The sequence below is a fragment of the Pseudomonas sp. TKO26 genome, assembly GCF_003225665.1.
GTDB lineage: Bacteria > Pseudomonadota > Gammaproteobacteria > Pseudomonadales > Pseudomonadaceae > Aquipseudomonas > Aquipseudomonas saponiphila.
Genome location: NZ_QKLN01000001.1, coordinates 384256 through 402823 on the forward strand (window position 1 = coordinate 384256; position 18568 = coordinate 402823).

General features: G+C 62.5%; 18 protein-coding genes. 9 read left to right on the forward strand and 9 right to left on the reverse strand.

Features of this window, described 5'->3' with window-relative positions; translation table 11 throughout:
- Window positions 1-97: 97 nt before the first annotated feature.
- The 7 genes from nth to metG all read right to left on the reverse strand — a co-directional run bounded on the left by nth (window position 98) and on the right by metG (window position 6886).
- Window positions 98-736, reverse strand: coding sequence for an endonuclease III (nth, locus tag DNK59_RS01900; protein WP_016965326.1), 639 nt, complete (start codon window positions 734-736; stop codon window positions 98-100).
- A 7-nt stretch (window positions 737-743) separates the two neighbouring features.
- The gene (locus DNK59_RS01905) at window positions 744-1340 is read right to left on the reverse strand and encodes an Rnf-Nqr domain containing protein (protein ID WP_110722104.1); all 597 of its coding nucleotides are present in this window, start codon (window positions 1338-1340) and stop codon (window positions 744-746) included.
- Window positions 1333-1944 (reverse strand): RnfABCDGE type electron transport complex subunit G, encoded by a 612-nt coding sequence (locus DNK59_RS01910; RefSeq protein WP_110722105.1) that lies wholly within the window; start codon window positions 1942-1944, stop codon window positions 1333-1335. The genes DNK59_RS01905 and DNK59_RS01910 overlap by 8 nt, the downstream gene beginning before the upstream one ends.
- A gap of 2 nt (window positions 1945-1946) precedes the next feature.
- A complete protein-coding gene (locus tag DNK59_RS01915; protein ID WP_110722106.1) occupies window positions 1947-2933 on the reverse strand; it encodes an RnfABCDGE type electron transport complex subunit D in 987 nt (328 codons plus the stop codon).
- A complete protein-coding gene (gene rsxB, locus DNK59_RS01920) occupies window positions 2920-4131 on the reverse strand; it encodes an electron transport complex subunit RsxB (protein ID WP_110722107.1) in 1212 nt (403 codons plus the stop codon). Before rsxB ends, DNK59_RS01915 begins: the two co-directional genes overlap by 14 nt.
- A complete protein-coding gene (locus tag DNK59_RS01925) occupies window positions 4128-4706 on the reverse strand; it encodes an Rnf-Nqr domain containing protein (protein ID WP_110722108.1) in 579 nt (192 codons plus the stop codon). The genes rsxB and DNK59_RS01925 overlap by 4 nt, the downstream gene beginning before the upstream one ends.
- Before the next feature lie 128 nt (window positions 4707-4834).
- Window positions 4835-6886, reverse strand: coding sequence for a methionine--tRNA ligase (metG, locus tag DNK59_RS01930; protein ID WP_092311037.1), 2052 nt, complete (start codon window positions 6884-6886; stop codon window positions 4835-4837).
- A 195-nt stretch (window positions 6887-7081) separates the two neighbouring features.
- Here metG and apbC point away from each other — a divergent pair, with 195 nt between their 5' ends.
- Window positions 7082-8176 carry an iron-sulfur cluster carrier protein ApbC gene (gene apbC, locus DNK59_RS01935; protein WP_110722109.1) on the forward strand — a complete coding sequence of 365 codons (1095 nt, stop codon included), beginning with the start codon at window positions 7082-7084 and terminating at the stop codon, window positions 8174-8176.
- 101 nt (window positions 8177-8277) lie between these two features.
- Here the strand turns inward: apbC and DNK59_RS01940 are convergent, their stop codons facing one another.
- Window positions 8278-9036, reverse strand: a complete 759-nt coding sequence (locus DNK59_RS01940) for an SDR family oxidoreductase (RefSeq protein WP_092311043.1) — start codon at window positions 9034-9036, stop codon at window positions 8278-8280.
- A 165-nt stretch (window positions 9037-9201) separates the two neighbouring features.
- On the opposite strand from DNK59_RS01940, the gene DNK59_RS01945 reads away from it, so the two are divergent.
- The 4 genes from DNK59_RS01945 to groL all read left to right on the forward strand — a co-directional run bounded on the left by DNK59_RS01945 (window position 9202) and on the right by groL (window position 12714).
- On the forward strand, window positions 9202-9933 hold the full coding sequence (locus DNK59_RS01945; RefSeq protein WP_092311046.1) for a HugZ family protein: 732 nt from the start codon (window positions 9202-9204) through the stop codon (window positions 9931-9933).
- A gap of 66 nt (window positions 9934-9999) precedes the next feature.
- Window positions 10000-10476, forward strand: coding sequence for an FxsA family protein (locus DNK59_RS01950; protein ID WP_011063094.1), 477 nt, complete (start codon window positions 10000-10002; stop codon window positions 10474-10476).
- Between the two features lie 251 nt (window positions 10477-10727).
- On the forward strand, window positions 10728-11021 hold the full coding sequence (locus DNK59_RS01960; protein ID WP_011063093.1) for a co-chaperone GroES: 294 nt from the start codon (window positions 10728-10730) through the stop codon (window positions 11019-11021).
- A 49-nt stretch (window positions 11022-11070) separates the two neighbouring features.
- Complete coding sequence (groL, locus tag DNK59_RS01965) at window positions 11071-12714, forward strand: chaperonin GroEL (RefSeq protein ID WP_092311049.1); 1644 nt, start codon at window positions 11071-11073, stop codon at window positions 12712-12714.
- A gap of 150 nt (window positions 12715-12864) precedes the next feature.
- Here groL and DNK59_RS01970 read toward each other — a convergent pair whose 3' ends face one another.
- Window positions 12865-14814 (reverse strand): LTA synthase family protein, encoded by a 1950-nt coding sequence (locus DNK59_RS01970; RefSeq protein WP_110722111.1) that lies wholly within the window; start codon window positions 14812-14814, stop codon window positions 12865-12867.
- A gap of 204 nt (window positions 14815-15018) precedes the next feature.
- Here DNK59_RS01970 and colR point away from each other — a divergent pair, with 204 nt between their 5' ends.
- The 4 genes from colR to DNK59_RS01990 all read left to right on the forward strand — a co-directional run bounded on the left by colR (window position 15019) and on the right by DNK59_RS01990 (window position 18568).
- Window positions 15019-15702, forward strand: a complete 684-nt coding sequence (gene colR, locus DNK59_RS01975) for a two-component system response regulator ColR (RefSeq protein ID WP_047305857.1) — start codon at window positions 15019-15021, stop codon at window positions 15700-15702.
- A complete protein-coding gene (locus DNK59_RS01980; RefSeq protein ID WP_110722112.1) occupies window positions 15692-16972 on the forward strand; it encodes a HAMP domain-containing sensor histidine kinase in 1281 nt (426 codons plus the stop codon). The genes colR and DNK59_RS01980 overlap by 11 nt, the downstream gene beginning before the upstream one ends.
- A 198-nt stretch (window positions 16973-17170) precedes the next feature.
- Window positions 17171-17851, forward strand: a complete 681-nt coding sequence (locus DNK59_RS01985; RefSeq protein WP_110722243.1) for a class I SAM-dependent methyltransferase — start codon at window positions 17171-17173, stop codon at window positions 17849-17851.
- Between the two features lie 3 nt (window positions 17852-17854).
- Window positions 17855-18568, forward strand: a complete 714-nt coding sequence (locus DNK59_RS01990; protein WP_110722113.1) for a lipopolysaccharide kinase InaA family protein — start codon at window positions 17855-17857, stop codon at window positions 18566-18568.

The window sequence follows — 18568 nt, forward strand, 5'->3', positions numbered from 1 at the left end:
CCAGGCTAAGACTGCCATTGGCGCCCCTTATATCGATATTCTCCTGGCGGGTAAAAAAGATTTTTTCAATCGATTCATCGGCAAAATCAATGCTTCATCAATCGTCGGAAGTCTTCTGCTTGTATTCGCACAGGTCTTCTATTCGACAGCTGCCGCAACGTGGCTTGCGGGCCAGGCAGACATAGCGTCCATGCAGGATCAGCCAGTGATGGGAGTCCAGCAGGAACTCCTTGGGCACGAACTTGAGCAGCTTTTTCTCCACTTCCACCACGTTCTTGCCCGGGGCCAGACCGGTGCGGTTGCTGACCCGGAAAATGTGGGTGTCCACCGCCATGGTCAACTGCCGGAAGGCGGTGTTGAGGACCACGTTGGCGGTCTTGCGCCCGACGCCGGGCAAGGCCTCCAGTTCTTCCCGGGTCTGTGGCACTTCGCCGTTGTGGCGTTCCACCAGCAGGCGGCAGGTTTCGATGACGTTCTTGGCCTTGCTGTTGTACAGGCCGATGGTCTTGATGTACTCGGACAGGCCTTCGACTCCCAGGGCATGGATCGCCGCGGGTGTATTGGCCACGGGGAAGAGTTTGGCGGTCGCCTTGTTGACCCCGACGTCGGTCGATTGCGCCGAAAGAATCACCGCGATCAGCAACTCGAACGGCGAGGAATAGGCCAGTTCGGTCTTGGGCTCGGGATTGTCTTCATGAAGTCGGCGAAATATTTCCAGGCGTTTGGCGGCATTCATGGGTGGTTCATTTCCTTGAAGACTGTCGGTTGAAGGGCGATGAGGCGGTCCAGGCCCGCTTTGCCGCCAACAACAGGCCCAGCAGGATAAAGCCCCCGGGGACCAGAGTCAGCAGGCGCAAGCCGCCCTGGGGCAGCAGCACCCAACCGGTGCTGTCGCCGCTCAGGCCGACAAGCCAGCCCAGATGGCTGCCCAAGGCGCCTGTACCCAGCAGTTCGCGCAGTGCGCCCAGCAGTGCCAGGGCGCCACAGAAGCCGGCGGCCAGGCGCAACCGATCGCGGTGCTGGAAGAAGCCCGCCTGTTCCAACATCACGCATTGCAGGGGCAGCAGGCCCAGGTACAGGCTCAACTGCTGGTGCAGTTCATAACTTAATGCTTGCAGCGCCAGCCACAGGCAACTGCCGAGGGACGCTCCGAGCAGCAGGCTGGCGAACCACTGCTGCTGGCGTTGCAGTTGTGCCCGCAACAGACCCATGCCGGCTCCGAACAAGCTCAGCAGCAGCCCGGATGCCAGGGCCAGGCCCAGGGCCTTGACCCAGGAGTCGGTAGCCCCGATCAACGGCGTCAGCATCAGCAGGCCCGGCAATGTCAGCGGCTTACTCATGGACGGCCTCCGGGAGCAGTTGCTGGCGATGTTCGTCGAAGTAGCGCAAGGCATCGTGTAGGGCACTGATGACCGCGCGGGAGGTGATGGTGGCACCGGCGATCTGATCGAACTGGCCACTGTCCTTCTTCAGGGCCCAGGCGGCATCACCCGGATCACCGCGGGACTTGCCGGAAAAACCCTGCAACCAGGGGTTGGGCTGATCAGCGATCCTGGCGCCCAGGCCGGGGGTTTCATCCTGTCTCAGGGTCTTGCTGCCCAACAGCCGGCCCTGGCTGTCAATGGCGATCAAAAGCTCGATGGGGCCGGCGTAGCCGCTCACCTGGCTGCGCAACAGCACGGCGCTGGGGTGGCCCTGAAGAGTGGCCAGGTAGCCCTGCAGCAAGCGGCTGTTGTCCAGTTGCACATCCTCAAGAGGCAGTGGCTGCTCCAGGGGCTGGTTGTCGTAGCGGGCGATGGGCAGCAGGTCGAGCAACTTGCGCGCCTGCAGCGCCCGTTGTTCAGCGACGATACGTGGCGCCGCAACCCCATGTAGCCACAAGGTCGCCGCCACCCCCACGAAACCGAGCAGGGCCAGCAGGAGCAGACCGCCAGACTTTTTCATGCTCAAGCGTTCTCCCGTTTTGCCGCGCACAGGCGTTCCAGTCCCGGCACTGTCAGATTCATCAGCAGCACGGCGAAGGCGACGCCGTCGGGGTAGCCGCCCCATGTCCGGATCAGGTAAGTCAGCAGGCCGACGCCGACGCCAAACAGCAGCCGGGCTTTTTCCGTCTTGGGTCCCGATACCGGTTCGGTGACGATAAAGAACGCGCCGAGCATGCTGGCGCCGCTGAGCAGATGAAACAGCGGTGAACCGTGGGAGTCCGAGCCCGTACCGTTCCAGCACACCAGGCTGATGACCAGGAGGCTGCCCAGCATGCCCGCCGGCGCCTGCCAGCCGATGACCCGCTGCTGCAGCAGAAACAGGCCTCCGGCAAGAAATCCCAGGTTGATCCATTGCGCGGCACGACCGCCGAAATGGCCGAAGGCTGGGTTGCTGGCAAAGAGTTCGTCGAGGGTCAGGCTCTTGTTGACGCGCAGACTGTCCAGCGCCGTGGCTTGGGCCCAGGCATCCACTTGCAGGCCGTCAGAGAGGCCGAACACCTGTTGCAGTCCCGCGAGCAGGTCCATGGCGTGCGGCGCGGGCCAATGGGTCATCGACTGGGGAAAGCACAGCAAGGCCAGGGCGTATCCGAGCATCGCCGGATTGAACGGGTTCTGGCCGACTCCGCCGTACACCTGCTTGCCCAGGGCAATGGCAGCTGCCGCGGCGCTGAGCGGCAGCCACCAGGGGCAGTAAGGTGGCAACGCCAGGGCCAGCAATGTGGCGCTGACCAAGGCGCTGCCATCGCCCAGGCCGGCTGACAGCGCACGCTTTCTCAGGAACAGCGCCAGGGCTTCCATGGCCAGGGCGCCGCATGCCGCCAGCAACAGGTTGAGCAGCACGCCCCAGCCGAACCACCACAGCAACACCAGCAGCCCGGGCAGCGTGGCCAGCAGCACGCGTTGCATGGCCAGGCGCAGGCGCGGGTCGACGCCGTCAGCGGTCAGCATGGGCCTTCACCTGGCGTTCGGCTTCGTGCAAGCGTGCCTGAGCCTCGGCCAGTTGCTCGGCATGGGTGTCAGGCTGGCGCTGCAGTTTGTGCAGTTCGGCGCGGGCGTAGGCCAGTTCGGTTTTCAGTTGCCGCAGTTGGGGATCGATCGGGCGCTTTTCGACACGCACCAGGACTGGGGCCGGTTTGCCGTTGGCGTCCTCGGCGGCGTGCAGCGCCTGTTCGGCGGCCGCCAGGGCGGCGCTCAAGGCTTGTAGCTCGGCGTCGGAGGCGTGCGCGGCCTGGGCCTTTTTCAGTTCGGCGCGGCGGGTGGCCAGTTGGATCTTTGCCCGCTTGAGTTCGGCGTCCTTGGCCACTGGGGCCGCGGTAGCCGCAGCTGGAGCTGCCGGCTCCAGCTGCGCCAGGGCCTGTTCGGCGGCTTCGAACTGACGCTGCAGAACGATGAGCTGCGTTTGCTGCTCGAAGGTCGGTGGATGGCCGAAGGCCTTGAGGGATTTGTGCAATTGAGCCCGGCTCATGGCCAGCTCGATCTTGGCTTTTTTCAGCGCCGCGTCGGCGGCCGCGGCTTTCTGCGCGCGGACCCGATCGATGGCCGCCTGCAGCGGATTCTGGCTGTCGTCGACAGCCTGCGCGGCTTTCTGCGCACGCGCCTGACGCTCGGCCAGGCGCCGGGCTTCTTGCCGTTGCAAGCGCTCGTTGCGTTGTTCGAAGCGCCGGCGCGCCTGCTCGCGCTTGCTGTTGCGGGCCTGCAGTTGCTCGGGGCTGGTGGCCAGGCCGCCAACAATCGGTACCACCTTGGCTTCTGGGAGCGGCAGCATGTCGATGCAGTCCACCGGACAAGGCGCCACGCACAGGTCGCAACCGGTACATTCGTCGATCAGCACGCTGTGCATGAATTTGGCCGCGCCGACGATGGCGTCCACCGGGCAGGCCTGGATGCACTTGGTGCAGCCAATGCACTCCGCCTCGCGGATATGGGCGATCTGTGCCGGCGCTTCGCCGCGGCTGCGGTCCAGCTCCAACACCGGCAATCGCAACAGTTGCGCCAGGCCGGCAATGGTTTCCTGGCCGCCGGGCGGGCACTTGTTGATGGCCTCGCCGTTGGCGATGCCCTGGGCGTAAGGCTTGCATCCTGGATGGCCGCACTTGCCGCATTGGGTCTGGGGCAGGAGGGCATCGATGCGTTGAATCAGACTCATGTTTTGATCAGTCCGTTGAAGCCGAAAAACGCCACTGCCATGACGCCGGCGCTGATCAGGTCGATCGGCAGGCCGCGCCAGGGCAGGGGAATATCGTTGGTGGAAATACGCTGGCGCAGGTCGCTGAACAGGCTCAGCACCAGCCAGAAACCCAGTCCGGCCCCCAGGCTCATGGCGCTGAGGGTGGCCAGGTCCAGATCGTCCCGGGCGCCGATCAGCAGCAGGCCGAGCATGCCGGCATTGCCCAGCAGCAAGGGCCAGAGGCCTTCGAACGGCAAGCGCGGCAGAACGCGGGACAGCAGCCTCAGCAGCGGCTTGATCAGCAACAGGTTCAATGGCAGCCAGATGAACAATTGCAGCGCCGCCAGCCCCCAGGGCTGCAGCAGCCCACGATAAAGGACATGCCCCAGCACGCTGCTGAGCAGCATCAACCCCGTGGTCGCCAGCCCCAGCGCATGAACCCGTTGTCGGTTGCTAGCGTCGGCCTGCAACAGCGGATCGACGCCCAGCGGCCATTGCAACACGAAGTTGTTGATCAGGGCGGTGCTGAACAGGGCGAGCAGGAAGTGGGTCATGGTGGCGGCCGGTGCGGGCAGGCTATCCCTCAAGAGTAGGCAAACTCTGCGCGCACGCAGGGGCGCCAGATATGCAAATCCCCCCGTTGCGCCTGGGCGCGACGGGGGGATGGGGGCAGCGTGGAGGCTTACTTGATCCGCTGGCCGGGCTTGGCGCCGCTGTCCGGGCTCAGCAGGTAGATCTCTTCGCCGCCAGGGCCGGCAGCCATCACCATGCCCTCGGAAATGCCGAACTTCATTTTCCGCGGCTTGAGGTTGGCGATCATCATGGTCAGGCGCCCATCGAGCTTGGATGGGTCCGGGTAGGCGCTCTTGATTCCGGAGAACACGTTGCGTTGCTCATCACCGATATCCAGGGTCAGGCGCAGCAGCTTGTCGGCACCTTCCACGGCTTCGGCCTTGACGATCAGGGCGACGCGCAGGTCGACGGCGGCGAAGGTGTCGAAGTCGATTTCCGGCGACAGCGGATCCTTGGCCAGTTCGCCGTTGCCGGCTGGCGCGGCGGCGCCGGTGTCGGTCTGGCTGGCGGTCAGGTCTTCTTTCGAGGCGTCGGTCATGGCTTGTACTTTTACCGGGTCGATCCGCGTCATCAGCGGCTTGAATTCGTTGAGCTGATGGTTGGCCAGCAGGTGCTGGTGGTCGTTCCAGGTCAGCGGCGCGACGTTGAGGAAGGCCTCGGCATCGGCGGCCAGCAGTGGTAGCACCGGTTTGAGGAAGATCACCAGCTGGCGGAACAGGTTGATGCCGGTGGCGCAGATGGCCTGGACCTCGGCCTGCTTGCCTTCCTGCTTGTTCAACGACCATGGAGCCTTGTCGGCGATCCAGGCATTGGCGCGGTCGGCCAGGGCCATGATTTCGCGCATGGCGCGGGCGAAGTCGCGGGCTTCATAGGCGTCGGCGATGCTGGGCGCGGCGGCCAGGAAAGCCTCGGTCAGCTCGGGGGCGGCATTGCTGTCGACCATCAACCCGGCGTTGCCCTTGTGGATGAAACCGGCGCAACGGCTGGCAATGTTGACCACCTTGCCCACCAGGTCGGAGTTGACCTTCTGCACGAAGTCTTCGAGGTTCAGGTCCAGGTCGTCGACGCCACGGCCCAGCTTGGAGGCGTAGTAGTAGCGCAGGTATTCCGGCGACAGGTGCTCCAGGTAGGTGCGGGCCTTGATGAAGGTGCCGCGGGACTTGGACATCTTCTGGCCATTGACGGTCAGGTAGCCGTGGACGTTGATGCCGGTCGGCTTGCGGTAGCCGGCGCCTTCCAGCATCGCGGGCCAGAACAGGGCGTGGAAGTTGACGATGTCCTTGCCGATGAAGTGGTACAGCTCGGCGGTGGAGTCCTTGCCCCAGAACGCGTCGAAATCCAGCTCCGGACGACGGTCGCAGAGGTTCTTGAAGCTGGCCATGTAGCCGATTGGCGCATCCAGCCACACGTAGAAGTATTTACCCGGCTCGCCCGGGATCTCGAAGCCGAAGTACGGCGCGTCGCGGGAGATGTCCCACTGCTGCAGGCCGGCATCCAGCCACTCGGCAATCTTGTTGGCCACGGCGTCCTGCAAGGTGCCGCTGCGAGTCCAGCTTTGCAGCATCTGCTGGAAGTCCGGCAGCTTGAAGAAGAAGTGCTGGGAATCCTTGAGCACCGGGGTGGCGCCGGAGATCGCCGACTTCGGATCCTTCAGATCGGTGGGGGCATAGGTGGCGCCGCATTTTTCGCAGTTGTCGCCGTACTGGTCCTCAGTGCCGCATTTCGGGCAGGTGCCCTTGATGAAGCGGTCGGCCAGGAACATTTTCTTTTCCGGGTCGAAATACTGGGTGATGGAGCGCGTGGCGATGTGCCCGGCGTCGCGCAGCTTGAGGTAGATCTGGCTCGACAGCTCGCGGTTTTCTTCGGCGTGGGTCGAGTGGAAGTTGTCGAAGTCCACCAGGAAGTCGGCAAAGTCGGCGCTGTGTTCGGCCTGGACGTTGGCGATCAACTGTTCCGGGGTAATGCCTTCCTTTTCCGCGCGCAACATGATGGCCGAGCCGTGTGCGTCGTCGGCGCAGACATAGATGCATTGATTGCCGCGATGCTTCTGGAAGCGCACCCACATGTCGGTCTGGATGTACTCAAGCATGTGGCCAAGGTGGATGGAACCATTGGCATAGGGCAGGGCGCTGGTGACGAGGATCTTGCGTGGCTCGGACATGGGGCTCGGCTACTTGATGAAACGGAGGTCGGCCACTATAAAGCGCCGAGAAATATATTTCACCCTGTGAGCCCGGTTTTCCACGGCTGTCGTGGCCAGTGACGAGGGCCCCGCATGTTGTTTTGGCATCCCGCCCGCGCCACGGAACAGGTAGGATAGCCGCCTGATTTTCCAGTCTTGTTATCGGAGTTGCCCATGAGCGCCGTCAATCGCGCAGCGGTGGAAGCCGTCCTTCGCCAGTACACCGACCCTTACCTGAACCAGGACCCGGTCAGCGCCGGCTGTGTGCGGGATATCGACGTCCAGGGTGAGCGGGTTACGGTCCGCATGGAACTGGGTTATGCCGCCGGTCTGTTCAAGAGCGGCTGGGCGCAGATGCTGCAACTGGCCATCGAAGGCCTGGATGGCGTCAGTGCGGCCAAGGTCGAGATCACCAGCGTGATCGCAGCGCACAAGGCCCAGGCGCAGATCCCCGGCCTGGCCAACGTCAAGAACGTGGTGGCAGTGGCCTCCGGCAAGGGCGGCGTGGGCAAGTCCACCACCGCCGCCAACCTGGCCCTGGCCCTGGCCCGCGAAGGCGCCAAGGTGGGGATTCTCGACGCTGATATCTATGGGCCGAGCCAGGGCATCATGTTCGGCATCGCCGAAGGCACCCGGCCGAAGATCAAGGACCAGAAGTGGTTCGTGCCGATCGAGTCCCACGGGGTCGAGGTCATGTCCATGGCCTTTCTGACCGACGACAACACGCCGATGGTCTGGCGCGGGCCGATGGTTTCCGGGGCCCTGCTGCAACTGGTGACCCAGACCGACTGGGGCAACCTCGACTACCTGGTGATCGACATGCCGCCAGGCACCGGCGACATCCAGTTGACCCTGGCGCAGAAAGTCCCGGTGGCCGGCGCGGTGATCGTCACCACGCCCCAGGACCTGGCCCTGCTGGATGCGCGCAAGGGAGTGGAGATGTTCCGCAAGGTCAACATCCCGGTGTTGGGCGTGGTGGAAAACATGGCGGTGCACATCTGCTCCAACTGCGGTCATGCCGAGCATCTGTTCGGTGAGGGCGGCGGTGAGAAGCTGGCCAGCCAGTACGGTGTCGAGCTGCTGGCCTCGCTGCCGCTGTCGATGCTGATCCGCGAGCAGGCCGACGGTGGCAAGCCGACGGTGATCGCCGAGCCGGAAAGCCAGATCGCCATGGTCTATCAGGAACTGGCGCGGCACGTCGGCGCGCGCATCGTATTGCAGGAAGCCGCAGCGCCGGCGATGCCCAACATCACCATCAGCGACGACTGAAACCCCAGGCGAGGGCGTCATGTAGGAGCCGGCTTGCCGGCGAAGGCGCCCTCAAGATCGCTTTCGCCGGCAAGCCGGCTCCTACCGTTGCGATGACAGGATCAGACCCGCAGGCCGCCGTCCAACTCCAGGATGCGTCCGGTGTAGTAGTCGTTCTCGAAGATGTACGCCGCCGAGTGGGCGATCTCTTGCGGCTTGCCCATGCGCTTGAGGGGAATCCCCGAGGTCATTTTCTCCAGGGCTTCGGGCTTCATTCCCAAGGTCATCTCGGTTTCGATGAAGCCCGGGGCAATGCCGGCCACGCGGATGCCATAGCGCGCCAGTTCCTTGGCCCAGGTCACGGTGGCCGCCGCGACCCCGGCCTTGGCCGCGGAATAGTTGGTCTGGCCGATATTGCCGGCGCGGGAGATCGACGAGATGTTGATGATCGCGCCGCTGTTGTTCAGCTCGATCATTTTCGCCGCCACCTCACGGGTGCAGAGGAAAACCCCGGTCAGGTTGACGTCGATCACCGCTTGCCACTGGGCCAGGCTCATCTTGGTCATCTCGCCGTCCTTGACCTTGACCAGCAGGCCGTCGCGCAGGATCCCGGCATTGTTGATCAGGCCGTGGATGGCGCCGAAGTCCTCGGCCACCTGGGCCACCGTGTGGCTCACCTGTTCTTCATTGGCGACGTTGCACAGATAGGCGCGGGCCTCGACGCCGAGGGCCTGGCAGGCGGCAACCGCCTGGTCGAGTTTTTCCTGGTTGAGGTCGACCAGGGCCAGTCGCGCGCCCTTGGCCGCGAAATACTCGGCCATGGAGCGGCCCAGACCTTGGCAACCGCCGGTGATAATGATTACTTTGTCAGTGAGTTGCATTCGCATGTCCCGCTAGCAGGTTTTGAGAGGTTGTCCTTTTGGCAGAGCCTCGACCGACTGCCGGGCCTGGCCTGGCTGCAGACGAGAATTGCCCCACTGGCGTAGCTGGAACAATGCCCCAGGCGCCCGTCCGTTTTCGACGGATTTTACAGAAGGAGTCATAAAGTGAGCGTTGAAGCTGCGAAGAATGCACGAGAATTGCTGCTCAAGGAATACCGCGGCGTGTTGTCGACGCACTCCAAGGCCATGCCGGGTTTTCCCTTTGGCTCCGTGGTGCCCTACTGCCTGGATGCCGAGGGGCGGCCACTGATTCTGATCAGTCGCATTGCCCAACACACCCATAATCTGCAGAAGGACTCCAAGTGTTCATTGCTGGTGGGTGAGCGCGACGCCGACGATGTGCAGGCGGTCGGGCGCCTGACCTACCTGGCCGAAGCCGAGAAGCTTGAAGACGATGCAGCCATCGAGGCCGCCGCCGAGCGCTACTACCGCTACTTCCCCGAATCGCAGAACTATCACAAGGCTCACGATTTCGACTTCTGGGTACTCAAGCCGGTCCGGCATCGTTACATCGGCGGCTTTGGCGCGATCCACTGGATTGATCAGGTGACCCTGGCCAACCCGTTCGCCGGCAAGGCCGAGTCGAGCATGGTGGATCACATGAACAGCGATCATGCCAAGGCCATTGCCCATTACGTCGAGCTGAGCGGGCTGCCGCACAGCGAGCCGGCGCAACTGGCTGGAATCGACACCGAAGGCATGCACCTGCGCATTGGCCAAGCGTTGTATTGGCTGCCGTTCCAGGCGCCTTGCAATACGCCGACACAAGTACGCGAAGCCCTGGTTTTCCTGGCTCACGCCGATCAATGGCCGAAAAATCCGGCCGTTGGCGCTTGAATTCACGAATTGGCGACGTCATTTACGGTCTATTGGAAGGCATTCTTCCGCAGAGGAAACCATTTGATGCGCCCTTTTCTGTTGCTCTTTTTACTGTTCCCGGTGCTGGAACTGTTCGTCTTCGTCAAGGTCAGCGCGGCCATCGGGTTCTTCCCGGCGCTGCTGCTGATCATTCTCGGTTCGATGCTCGGTGTGCTGGTGTTGCGCGTGGCTGGCCTGGCCACGGCACTGCGTGCCCGTGAAAGTCTCAACCGCGGCGAACTGCCGGCCCAGCAGATGCTCGAAGGGCTGATGCTGGCCCTGGGCGGCGGCCTGCTGATCCTGCCCGGCTTCATCAGTGATGTGTTCGGTCTGTTGATGCTGCTGCCAATCAGCCGCCGCTTGCTGGCCAACAAGATGCGCCAGCGCGCCGAGGAACAGGCCCTGCGCCAACGCGCCTTCGCCGACGACATGCGCGCGGCCCGCGGCGGCCCCGCGCCGCAACAGCCGTTGGGTCGCGAGCCCAATGTCATCGAAGGTGAGTTCGAGCACCGCGATTCATGAGTTTTCAGCCTTAAAGCACGGCACCTTCGGGTGCCGTGTTCGTTTTGGCGCGGGCAATGTAAAAAAATTCATCAGCCAGCCCTTGTAATAACCTTATGCGCCCTTATGTAACGGTCACCGCAAGGTTTCTGGTGCTGACACCAGACAGACTTCCGCGGCTCGCTTGTCGAGTCGCACCCGGCAAAGCCGGATTTGTTAACCCGCCGGTGTCGACACCGGCCGTTGAAAACCACAATTAGGAGAGATCGACAATGAAGCTTCGTCCTCTGCATGACCGCGTCGTCATCCGTCGCAGCGAAGAAGAATCGAAAACTGCCGGCGGCATCGTTCTGCCTGGTTCGGCTGCTGAAAAACCTAACCGCGGCGAAATCGTCGCTGTAGGTACCGGCCGTGTGCTGGACAACGGTGAAGTACGTGCGCTGGCCGTGAAAGTGGGTGACAAAGTGGTGTTTGGCCCTTACTCCGGCAGCAACACCGTGAAAGTCGATGGCGAAGATCTGCTGGTAATGGCCGAGAACGAGATTCTCGCTGTTATCGAAGGCTGATTTCCCGCGTATTTTCCCGCTACTACACAGTATTTAAGGAATATCGATCATGGCTGCTAAAGAAGTTAAATTCGGCGATTCCGCCCGCAAGAAAATGCTCACCGGTGTCAACGTTCTGGCTGACGCGGTAAAAGCGACCCTGGGCCCGAAAGGCCGTAACGTGATCATCGAGAAGAGCTTCGGCGCTCCGACCATCACCAAGGACGGCGTTTCCGTTGCCAAAGAAATCGAGCTGAAAGATCGCTTCGAAAACATGGGCGCGCAGCTGGTCAAAGACGTTGCCTCCCGTGCCAACGATGACGCTGGCGACGGCACCACCACCGCTACCGTTCTGGCTCAGTCGATCGTCAACGAGGGCCTGAAAGCCGTCGCTGCCGGCATGAACCCGATGGACCTGAAGCGCGGTATCGACAAGGCCACCATCGCCATCGTCAAAGAGCTGAAGGGTCTGTCCAAGCCTTGCGCTGATTCCCGCGCTATCGCCCAGGTTGGCACCATCTCCGCCAACTCCGACAACTCCATCGGCGACATCATTGCCGAAGCCATGGAAAAAGTCGGCAAAGAAGGCGTGATCACCGTTGAAGAAGGCTCGGGCCTGGAAAACGAACTGTCGGTTGTTGAAGGCATGCAGTTCGACCGTGGCTACCTGTCCCCTTACTTCATCAACAAGCCGGACACCATGGTCGCCGAACTCGACGGCCCGCTGATCCTGCTGGTGGACAAGAAGATCTCCAACATCCGCGAAATGCTGCCAGTGCTGGAAGCCGTTGCCAAAGCCGGCCGCCCACTGCTGATCGTGGCTGAAGACGTTGAAGGCGAAGCCCTGGCGACTCTGGTTGTGAACAACATGCGTGGCATCGTCAAAGTCGCTGCCGTCAAGGCACCAGGCTTCGGCGACCGTCGTAAGGCCATGCTGCAGGACATCGCCGTTCTGACCGGCGGTACCGTGATCTCCGAAGAGATCGGCCTGAGCCTGGAAAGCACCACCCTGGAGCACCTGGGTAACGCCAAGCGCGTGATCCTGTCCAAAGAAAACACCACCATCATCGACGGTGCTGGCGTTGAAGCGGACATCCAGGCTCGTGTGACTCAGATCCGTCAACAAGTGGCCGACACTTCGTCCGACTACGACCGTGAAAAACTGCAAGAGCGTCTGGCCAAGCTGTCCGGCGGCGTTGCAGTGATCAAGGTTGGCGCTGGCTCCGAAGTTGAAATGAAAGAGAAGAAAGCCCGCGTTGAAGACGCCCTGCACGCTACTCGCGCAGCCGTTGAAGAAGGCGTGGTACCTGGCGGTGGCGTAGCCCTGATCCGTGCTCTGCAAGGCATCAGCGAACTGAAAGGCGACAACGCCGATCAGGACGTGGGTATCGCTGTACTGCGTCGCGCTATCGAAGCGCCGCTGCGCCAGATCGTTGCCAACTCCGGCGACGAGCCAAGCGTGGTGGTGGACAAGGTCAAGCAAGGCGCCGGCAACTTCGGCTACAACGCTGCTACCAGCGAATACGGCGACATGATCGAAATGGGCATCCTGGATCCAACCAAGGTGACCCGTTCCGCGCTGCAAGCTGCATCGTCCATCGGCGGTCTGATCCTGACCACCGAAGCCGCTGTTGCTGAAATCGTGGAAGACAAGCCTGCAGCTGGCGGCATGCCAGACATGGGCGGCATGGGTGGCATGGGCGGCATGATGTAAGCCAGCCTTACCCCTGTACTGAAAAAGCCCCGCCGGTGAAAGCCGGCGGGGCTTTTTTATGCCCGGGATATGGGGTATCTGAATCTTCGCGGGCCAGCCCGCTCCTACAACGATGGACCTCTGTAGGAGCGGGCTGGCCCGCGAACCGCTTCAGCGCAGGCTCAGCTCATCCGCCGCTGCCTTGGGCGCTTTCCAGCCCAGCAACTGCTGCTTGAAGCCATAACTGGCGCTCTGGTAGTAACTGATCCCGCGCTGGATCAGCGGGTCGCTGTCCGGCACTCGGGATTCCCGGCTGGCGCCCAGCGCCTGGTCATGGCGGCGCAGACCCTGGCGCGGGCTGAGAATCGCCAGGTCCTGTCCGTCGAACAGTCCCAGGTGCTGGTAGTTGCCCACCAGCACCCGAGGCGCTAGCGGGTTGTCCTGCAGCAGGTTGCGGCCGAAAAAGGTCGATTCGTAGTCCAGGTTCAACAAGCCCAGCAGGGTTGGCGCCAGGTCGATCTGACTGGCCAGCTGTGCACTTTCCCGTGCTGGAACCAGCTTGGGTGAATAGATGAACAGCGGAATCTGATAGTTGCTGATGGGCAGGTCTTCCTTGCCCGCGCTGCCCGCCGTGTGGTCGGCGACGAACACGAAGATCGTGTTGTCGAACCAGGGCTTTTGCCGTGCAGCCTTGAGGAACTCGCCGATGGCGTAGTCGGTGTATTTCACCGCGCCATCACGGCCATTGCCGGACTTGATGTCGATCCGCCCATCGGGGTAGGTGTACGGCCGATGGTTGGAGGTGGTCATCAGTTGCAGCAGGAACGGCCGCTGTTGCGCGTAGTCGGCATCGGCCAGCTTCAGGGTCTGGCTATAGAGGTCTTCGTCAGCCATGCCCCAGGCGTTCTTGAAGTGGATTTCGGATTCCTCGACGCTGCTCTGGTCCACCACCCGGTAGCCGTTGCCGCTGAAAAAGGCATTCATGTTATCGAAATAGCCGCGCCCGCCGTACACGAACACGCTGTCGTAGCCCACGGCGCGCAGTTGCTGGCCCAGGCTGGCGAAGCCGCTTTCACGGCCGATGCGTTTGACGATCGAACGCCCGGGAGTGGGCGGGATCGCCAGGGTAATGGCTTCCAGGCCACGGTCGGTGCGGGTCCCGGTGGCGTAGAAATTGTTGAAGTACAGGCTCTGTGCGCGCAACGCATCCAGGTTCGGGGTCAGGTTGCGGTCGTCGCCGTTGCTACCCATGTACTTGGCGCTGAAGCTTTCCAGGGTCACCAGGACGATATTGGGCGTGCGTGGGGTGCCCGGGTTATCGATGGCGCGGCGGATATCCAGCGGGTCCTGGCCGATGAAGCGGGCATTGGGCTCGTTCAACTCGGCACGCATCTGGCGGGCCACCACGTCGGCGGGCAGGCTGCGATAGAACTGTGAATAGTCCAGTTCGTTGTTGCGAAAGGCCGCAAAGAATTGATAGGGGCCGTTGCTCGCCAGCTCATTCTGATAGGCGTTGCCGCCCTGGGCTCGCGGACTGTCCTGGCTGAGCAGTTGCAGACTGGCAGCGGCCACCAGCAACAGGCTCAGGGTGCTGAGCAGGCGACCGCGCAGGGACGGCAAAGGCGCGTTCAGCGCGGCCTGCAGTGGCCTGCGCAGGACCAGGCTGAGGGTCACCGCCGCCAGGGCCAGCAGGCCCATCAGCAGGCCGATGGGGTAGGACTCGAGGATGTTGTTCATGACCTCGTCGGAATACACCAGGTAATCGACGGCGATGAAGTTGAAACGCACGCCGAACTCGTCCCAGAACAACCATTCCGCCATGGCGGTGAAGAGCATGGCGAACAAGCTGATGCTGAACAGGCCCTGTATCAGCCAGCGCAGGCCGCGTCGGCGCCAGAGGCTTGTCGGGCACAGCAACAGGCCCAGCCCCAGAGGCAGGGCGGCGTAGGCCAGGAAGCCCAGGTCATAGAGCAGGCCGACGCCGAACACCGGCAGCCAGCCGCTACCGGCTTCGTTGAGGTGGGTCAGCAGGAGGATGCTGCGGGTCAGCAGGAAAATCGCCAGCCAGGTGCCGGTCAGTAGCAGTACCAGGCGCGCGGGCGCGGTCTTGAGAAGGTCCATCGAGGGGGTGTTCCTTGTGGGCAAACGGTCCGTAGTCTGAGCTTGTCCCTGTGCTCAGGTTGTGAACCCACAGTGAAAAACTCGTCAAGGCATTGATCGGGCAACAGGCCTGCGGCAGCGGTCAGACAGTGCTGGCGGCGAGTCGGACTTGGCCTTAAGCTGCGCGGGCCAAGACGGCCGTAACTGTGTAGGGAGAGAGTTCCGATGCGAATTCTACTGGTTGAAGACAACCGCGATATTCTCGCCAACCTGGCTGACTACCTGGGGCTCAAGGGCTACACCGTGGACTGCGCCCAGGATGGTCTGTCCGGCCTGCACCTGGCGGCCACCGAGCACTACGACCTGATCGTGCTCGACATCATGCTGCCGGGAATCGATGGCTACACCCTGTGCAAGCGCCTGCGTGAAGATGCCCGGCGCGACACCCCGGTGATCATGCTCACCGCCCGCGACCAGCTGGATGACCGGCTGCAGGGCTTCAAGTCCGGTGCCGACGACTACTTGCTCAAGCCTTTTGCCCTCTCGGAACTGGCAGCGCGAATCGAGGCGGTGATGCGCCGTACCCAGGGCGGTGGTCGTCGAGCGCTGCAGGTCGGTGACCTCAGTTATGACCTCGATACCCTCGAAGTCACCCGCGAAGGGCGTCTGCTCAAGCTCAACCCGGTGGGCCTCAAGCTGTTGGCGGTGTTGATGCAGAAAAGCCCCCATGTCTTGCGCCGGGAAATTCTCGAAGAGGCCCTGTGGGGCGATGATTGTCCGGACAGTGACAGCCTGCGCAGCCATGTTCACCAACTGCGCCAGGTGATCGACAAGCCATTCGCCAAGCCGCTGCTGCATACCGTGCACGGTGTCGGCTACCGGCTGGCCGAGGGGCGTGATGGAGTTTAAGCAAAGCCTGGCCCAGCGCATCATCATCGCCTTTGCCTTGATGAGCGCATTGGTGGCGGGGGCCTTTGCCATGGGCATCGTGGCGACCGTGCATCTGGTGGAGGAAAAACTCATCTCCGCCGGCCTCGGGGGCGACCTGCAACGCTTGCTGCTGATGGACAACGTGGCGGACTGGAGCCACCGTCCCGAGCCCGACCAACTGTTCTACTACAGCGGCGGTCGCGGCGATTTCGAATTGCCCAAGGACCTGCGCCATCTCGACCCGGGCTTCCATGAAGTGTTCCGCGAGCAGCTGTCCTACCACGCCATGGTCGAAGTGGTGGATGGCCGGCGTTACGTGCTGCTGCAGGATCAGAGCGATTTCGAAGAGCGTGAGCGGGTGCTGTTCGCCGTGGTACTGGTGGGGTTTGTCCTGAGCCTGGCGCTGGCGGTGTTCCTGGGCTGGATCCTGGCGCGCCGGGTGATGGCGCCTGTGGTGCGTCTGGCCCGCCAGGTACGGCATCGTGATCAGTTACTGGGTCTGGCGCCGCCGTTGGCGCCGGATTATGCCGCGGATGAAGTGGGCGAATTGGCCATCGCCTTCGACGCCACCCTGGGGCGCTTGCGTCAGGCCTTGAGTCGCGAACGGCTGTTCACCAGTGACGTCAGCCATGAATTGCGCACGCCGTTGATGGTGTTGGCCACCTCCTGTGAGCTGCTCCTGGAAAACCCCGGGCTGGACCAGCGCGGACGGGCTCAGGTGGAACGGATTGCCCGGGCCTGCGAGGAGATGCGCGAGCTGGTGCAGACCTTCCTGATGCTCGCGCGTGCCCAGCGAGAAGACGCCGGCATGTCGCCGCAACTGACCCTGACGCAAGCGGCCACCGATTTGATCGGCCTGTGGCGCGAGTCCATCGAGGGCAAAGGCATCGAGTTGATCTTCGAACCCGGCCAGCCCGGCGACGATCGCTACAACGCCACCTTCCTGCATGCGGTGATGGGCAATCTTCTGCGCAACGCCTTGCACTACACCGAGCGGGGCTTTATCCGCCTGAGCCTCGAACCGGGCGGGTTTGTGGTGGAAGACAGCGGTGTGGGCATTCCCGAGGAGAAACGCGAGGCGATGTTCCAGCCCTTCGTGCGCGGCGATGAAAAGCGTGGTGAAGGCTTGGGCTTGGGGTTGTCCCTGGTTCAACGCATCTGCGAGAACCAGGGCTGGAGCGTCAGCCTCACCACCATGATCCCCAATGGCTGTCGTTTTCACGTGCGGCTGCAACCAGCCAATAGCTGAGTTTCCTGATCCGGCCCTGCCATGCAGGGCCTGTCACTTGTCGTTTTTTGTTCCTCTGTGGCCCTAGGCCATTGCCGGCAGCCTGTAAAAATCTGAAATATCTTCCCGTCGGACGGTACGAAGTTTTCACACCGGGATGACCTGTCGCTGACATGCCGCTGCCTAAGGTGGCGTCATCAGCTACAGGAGACCTTGATGATGGCCAAGCCGATCAAGCTGGAATTTTCCGACAAGTACGATGCCCAACACGCCCAGGAATACCTGCAGAAACATCAGGATGGCCTGGCCCGTCGTTTGTCCCATTGGCGTGATGAACACCTGGCCCGCGCGGCCCTGGCCGCTGCCGGCGAGCCCGGGCTGGTGCTGGACCTGCCCTGTGGTGCGGGGCGCTTCTGGCCGTTGCTGGCGCAGAAGGCCAACCGGGTCATCATTGGCGCGGACAATTCTTCGGCTATGCTGAGCACCGCCCTGGCGGCACAGCCTGTCGAAGTGGTAAGACGGGTACGGCCTTTGCAGACCTCCGCCTTTGCCATTGATTTGCCGGACAACGCCGTGGACTGCATTTTTTCCATGCGCCTGTTGCACCATGTGGGCCAGGCCGAGCATCGGATGGCCTTGTTGCGGGAGTTCCAGCGAGTGACCCGCGACAGCGTGATCATCTCGCTGTGGGTTGATGGCAATTTCAAGGCCTGGAGGCGCAAGCGCCTGGAGCGCAAGCGCTTGCCTGAAATGGGCGCTGAGGCTTACCAGAATCGTTTCGTGTTACCGGCGGCCACCGTCGAAAAAGAGTTCAGGCAAGCCGGTTTTCGTGTCCAGGAGCACCTGGATTTTGTTCCGCTCTACGCCATGTGGCGAGTGTACGTATTACGCAAGAGGTAAGGGATGGTTGTTGAATCTGCTTCGCAAATGGATGCTGCGCCCTCGGATCGCTTCGATGATTTCTGGAACAGGCAAGGTGAATGGGTCGAGGAACCCAATCAGCGTCGAGGCGGTGAAAGCGGCGTGCAGCGCATTGTGAGCAGCAGCGGGCGGCTGCTCTATGCCAAGCGCCAGATCGGGCACATTTATCGAAGCGTGCTGCACCCTTTCGGGCGACCGACCGTCTTGCGCGAACTCGCCGCGTTGCAAGGCCTGCGGTTGCTCGATGTGGGGGTTCCGGAACTGGTGTTCTGCGGCGCTCGGCGCGATCCGCAGAATCGCTGGCAAGCCTTGCTGGTGACGGCGGCGCTCGATGGCTATGTTGAAATCGACAACTGGTACGCCGCCGGTGAGCGGGAGCGCCATGGCGAAGTGTTCCATGAGCGCTTGCTGGAGACACTGGCGGTGACCCTGGCGCGCATGCACAAGGGGCGCTGGCAGCATGGGTGCCTGTACGCCAAGCATATTTTCGTGCGGGTGGAAGGCGAGGGCGAGCAGGCCCGGCCACAGATCGCCTTGCTGGATTTCGAGAAGTGCCGGCAGCGCCTGAGCAGCCAACGCGCGGCGGCCCACGACCTCAAGCAACTGCGCCGCCATTCGTCGTGGAACGACACCGATTGGCAAAAGCTCTACTACTTTTACAAAACGGCGTTTGGCAGCTCCATCAAAGGTTTATAG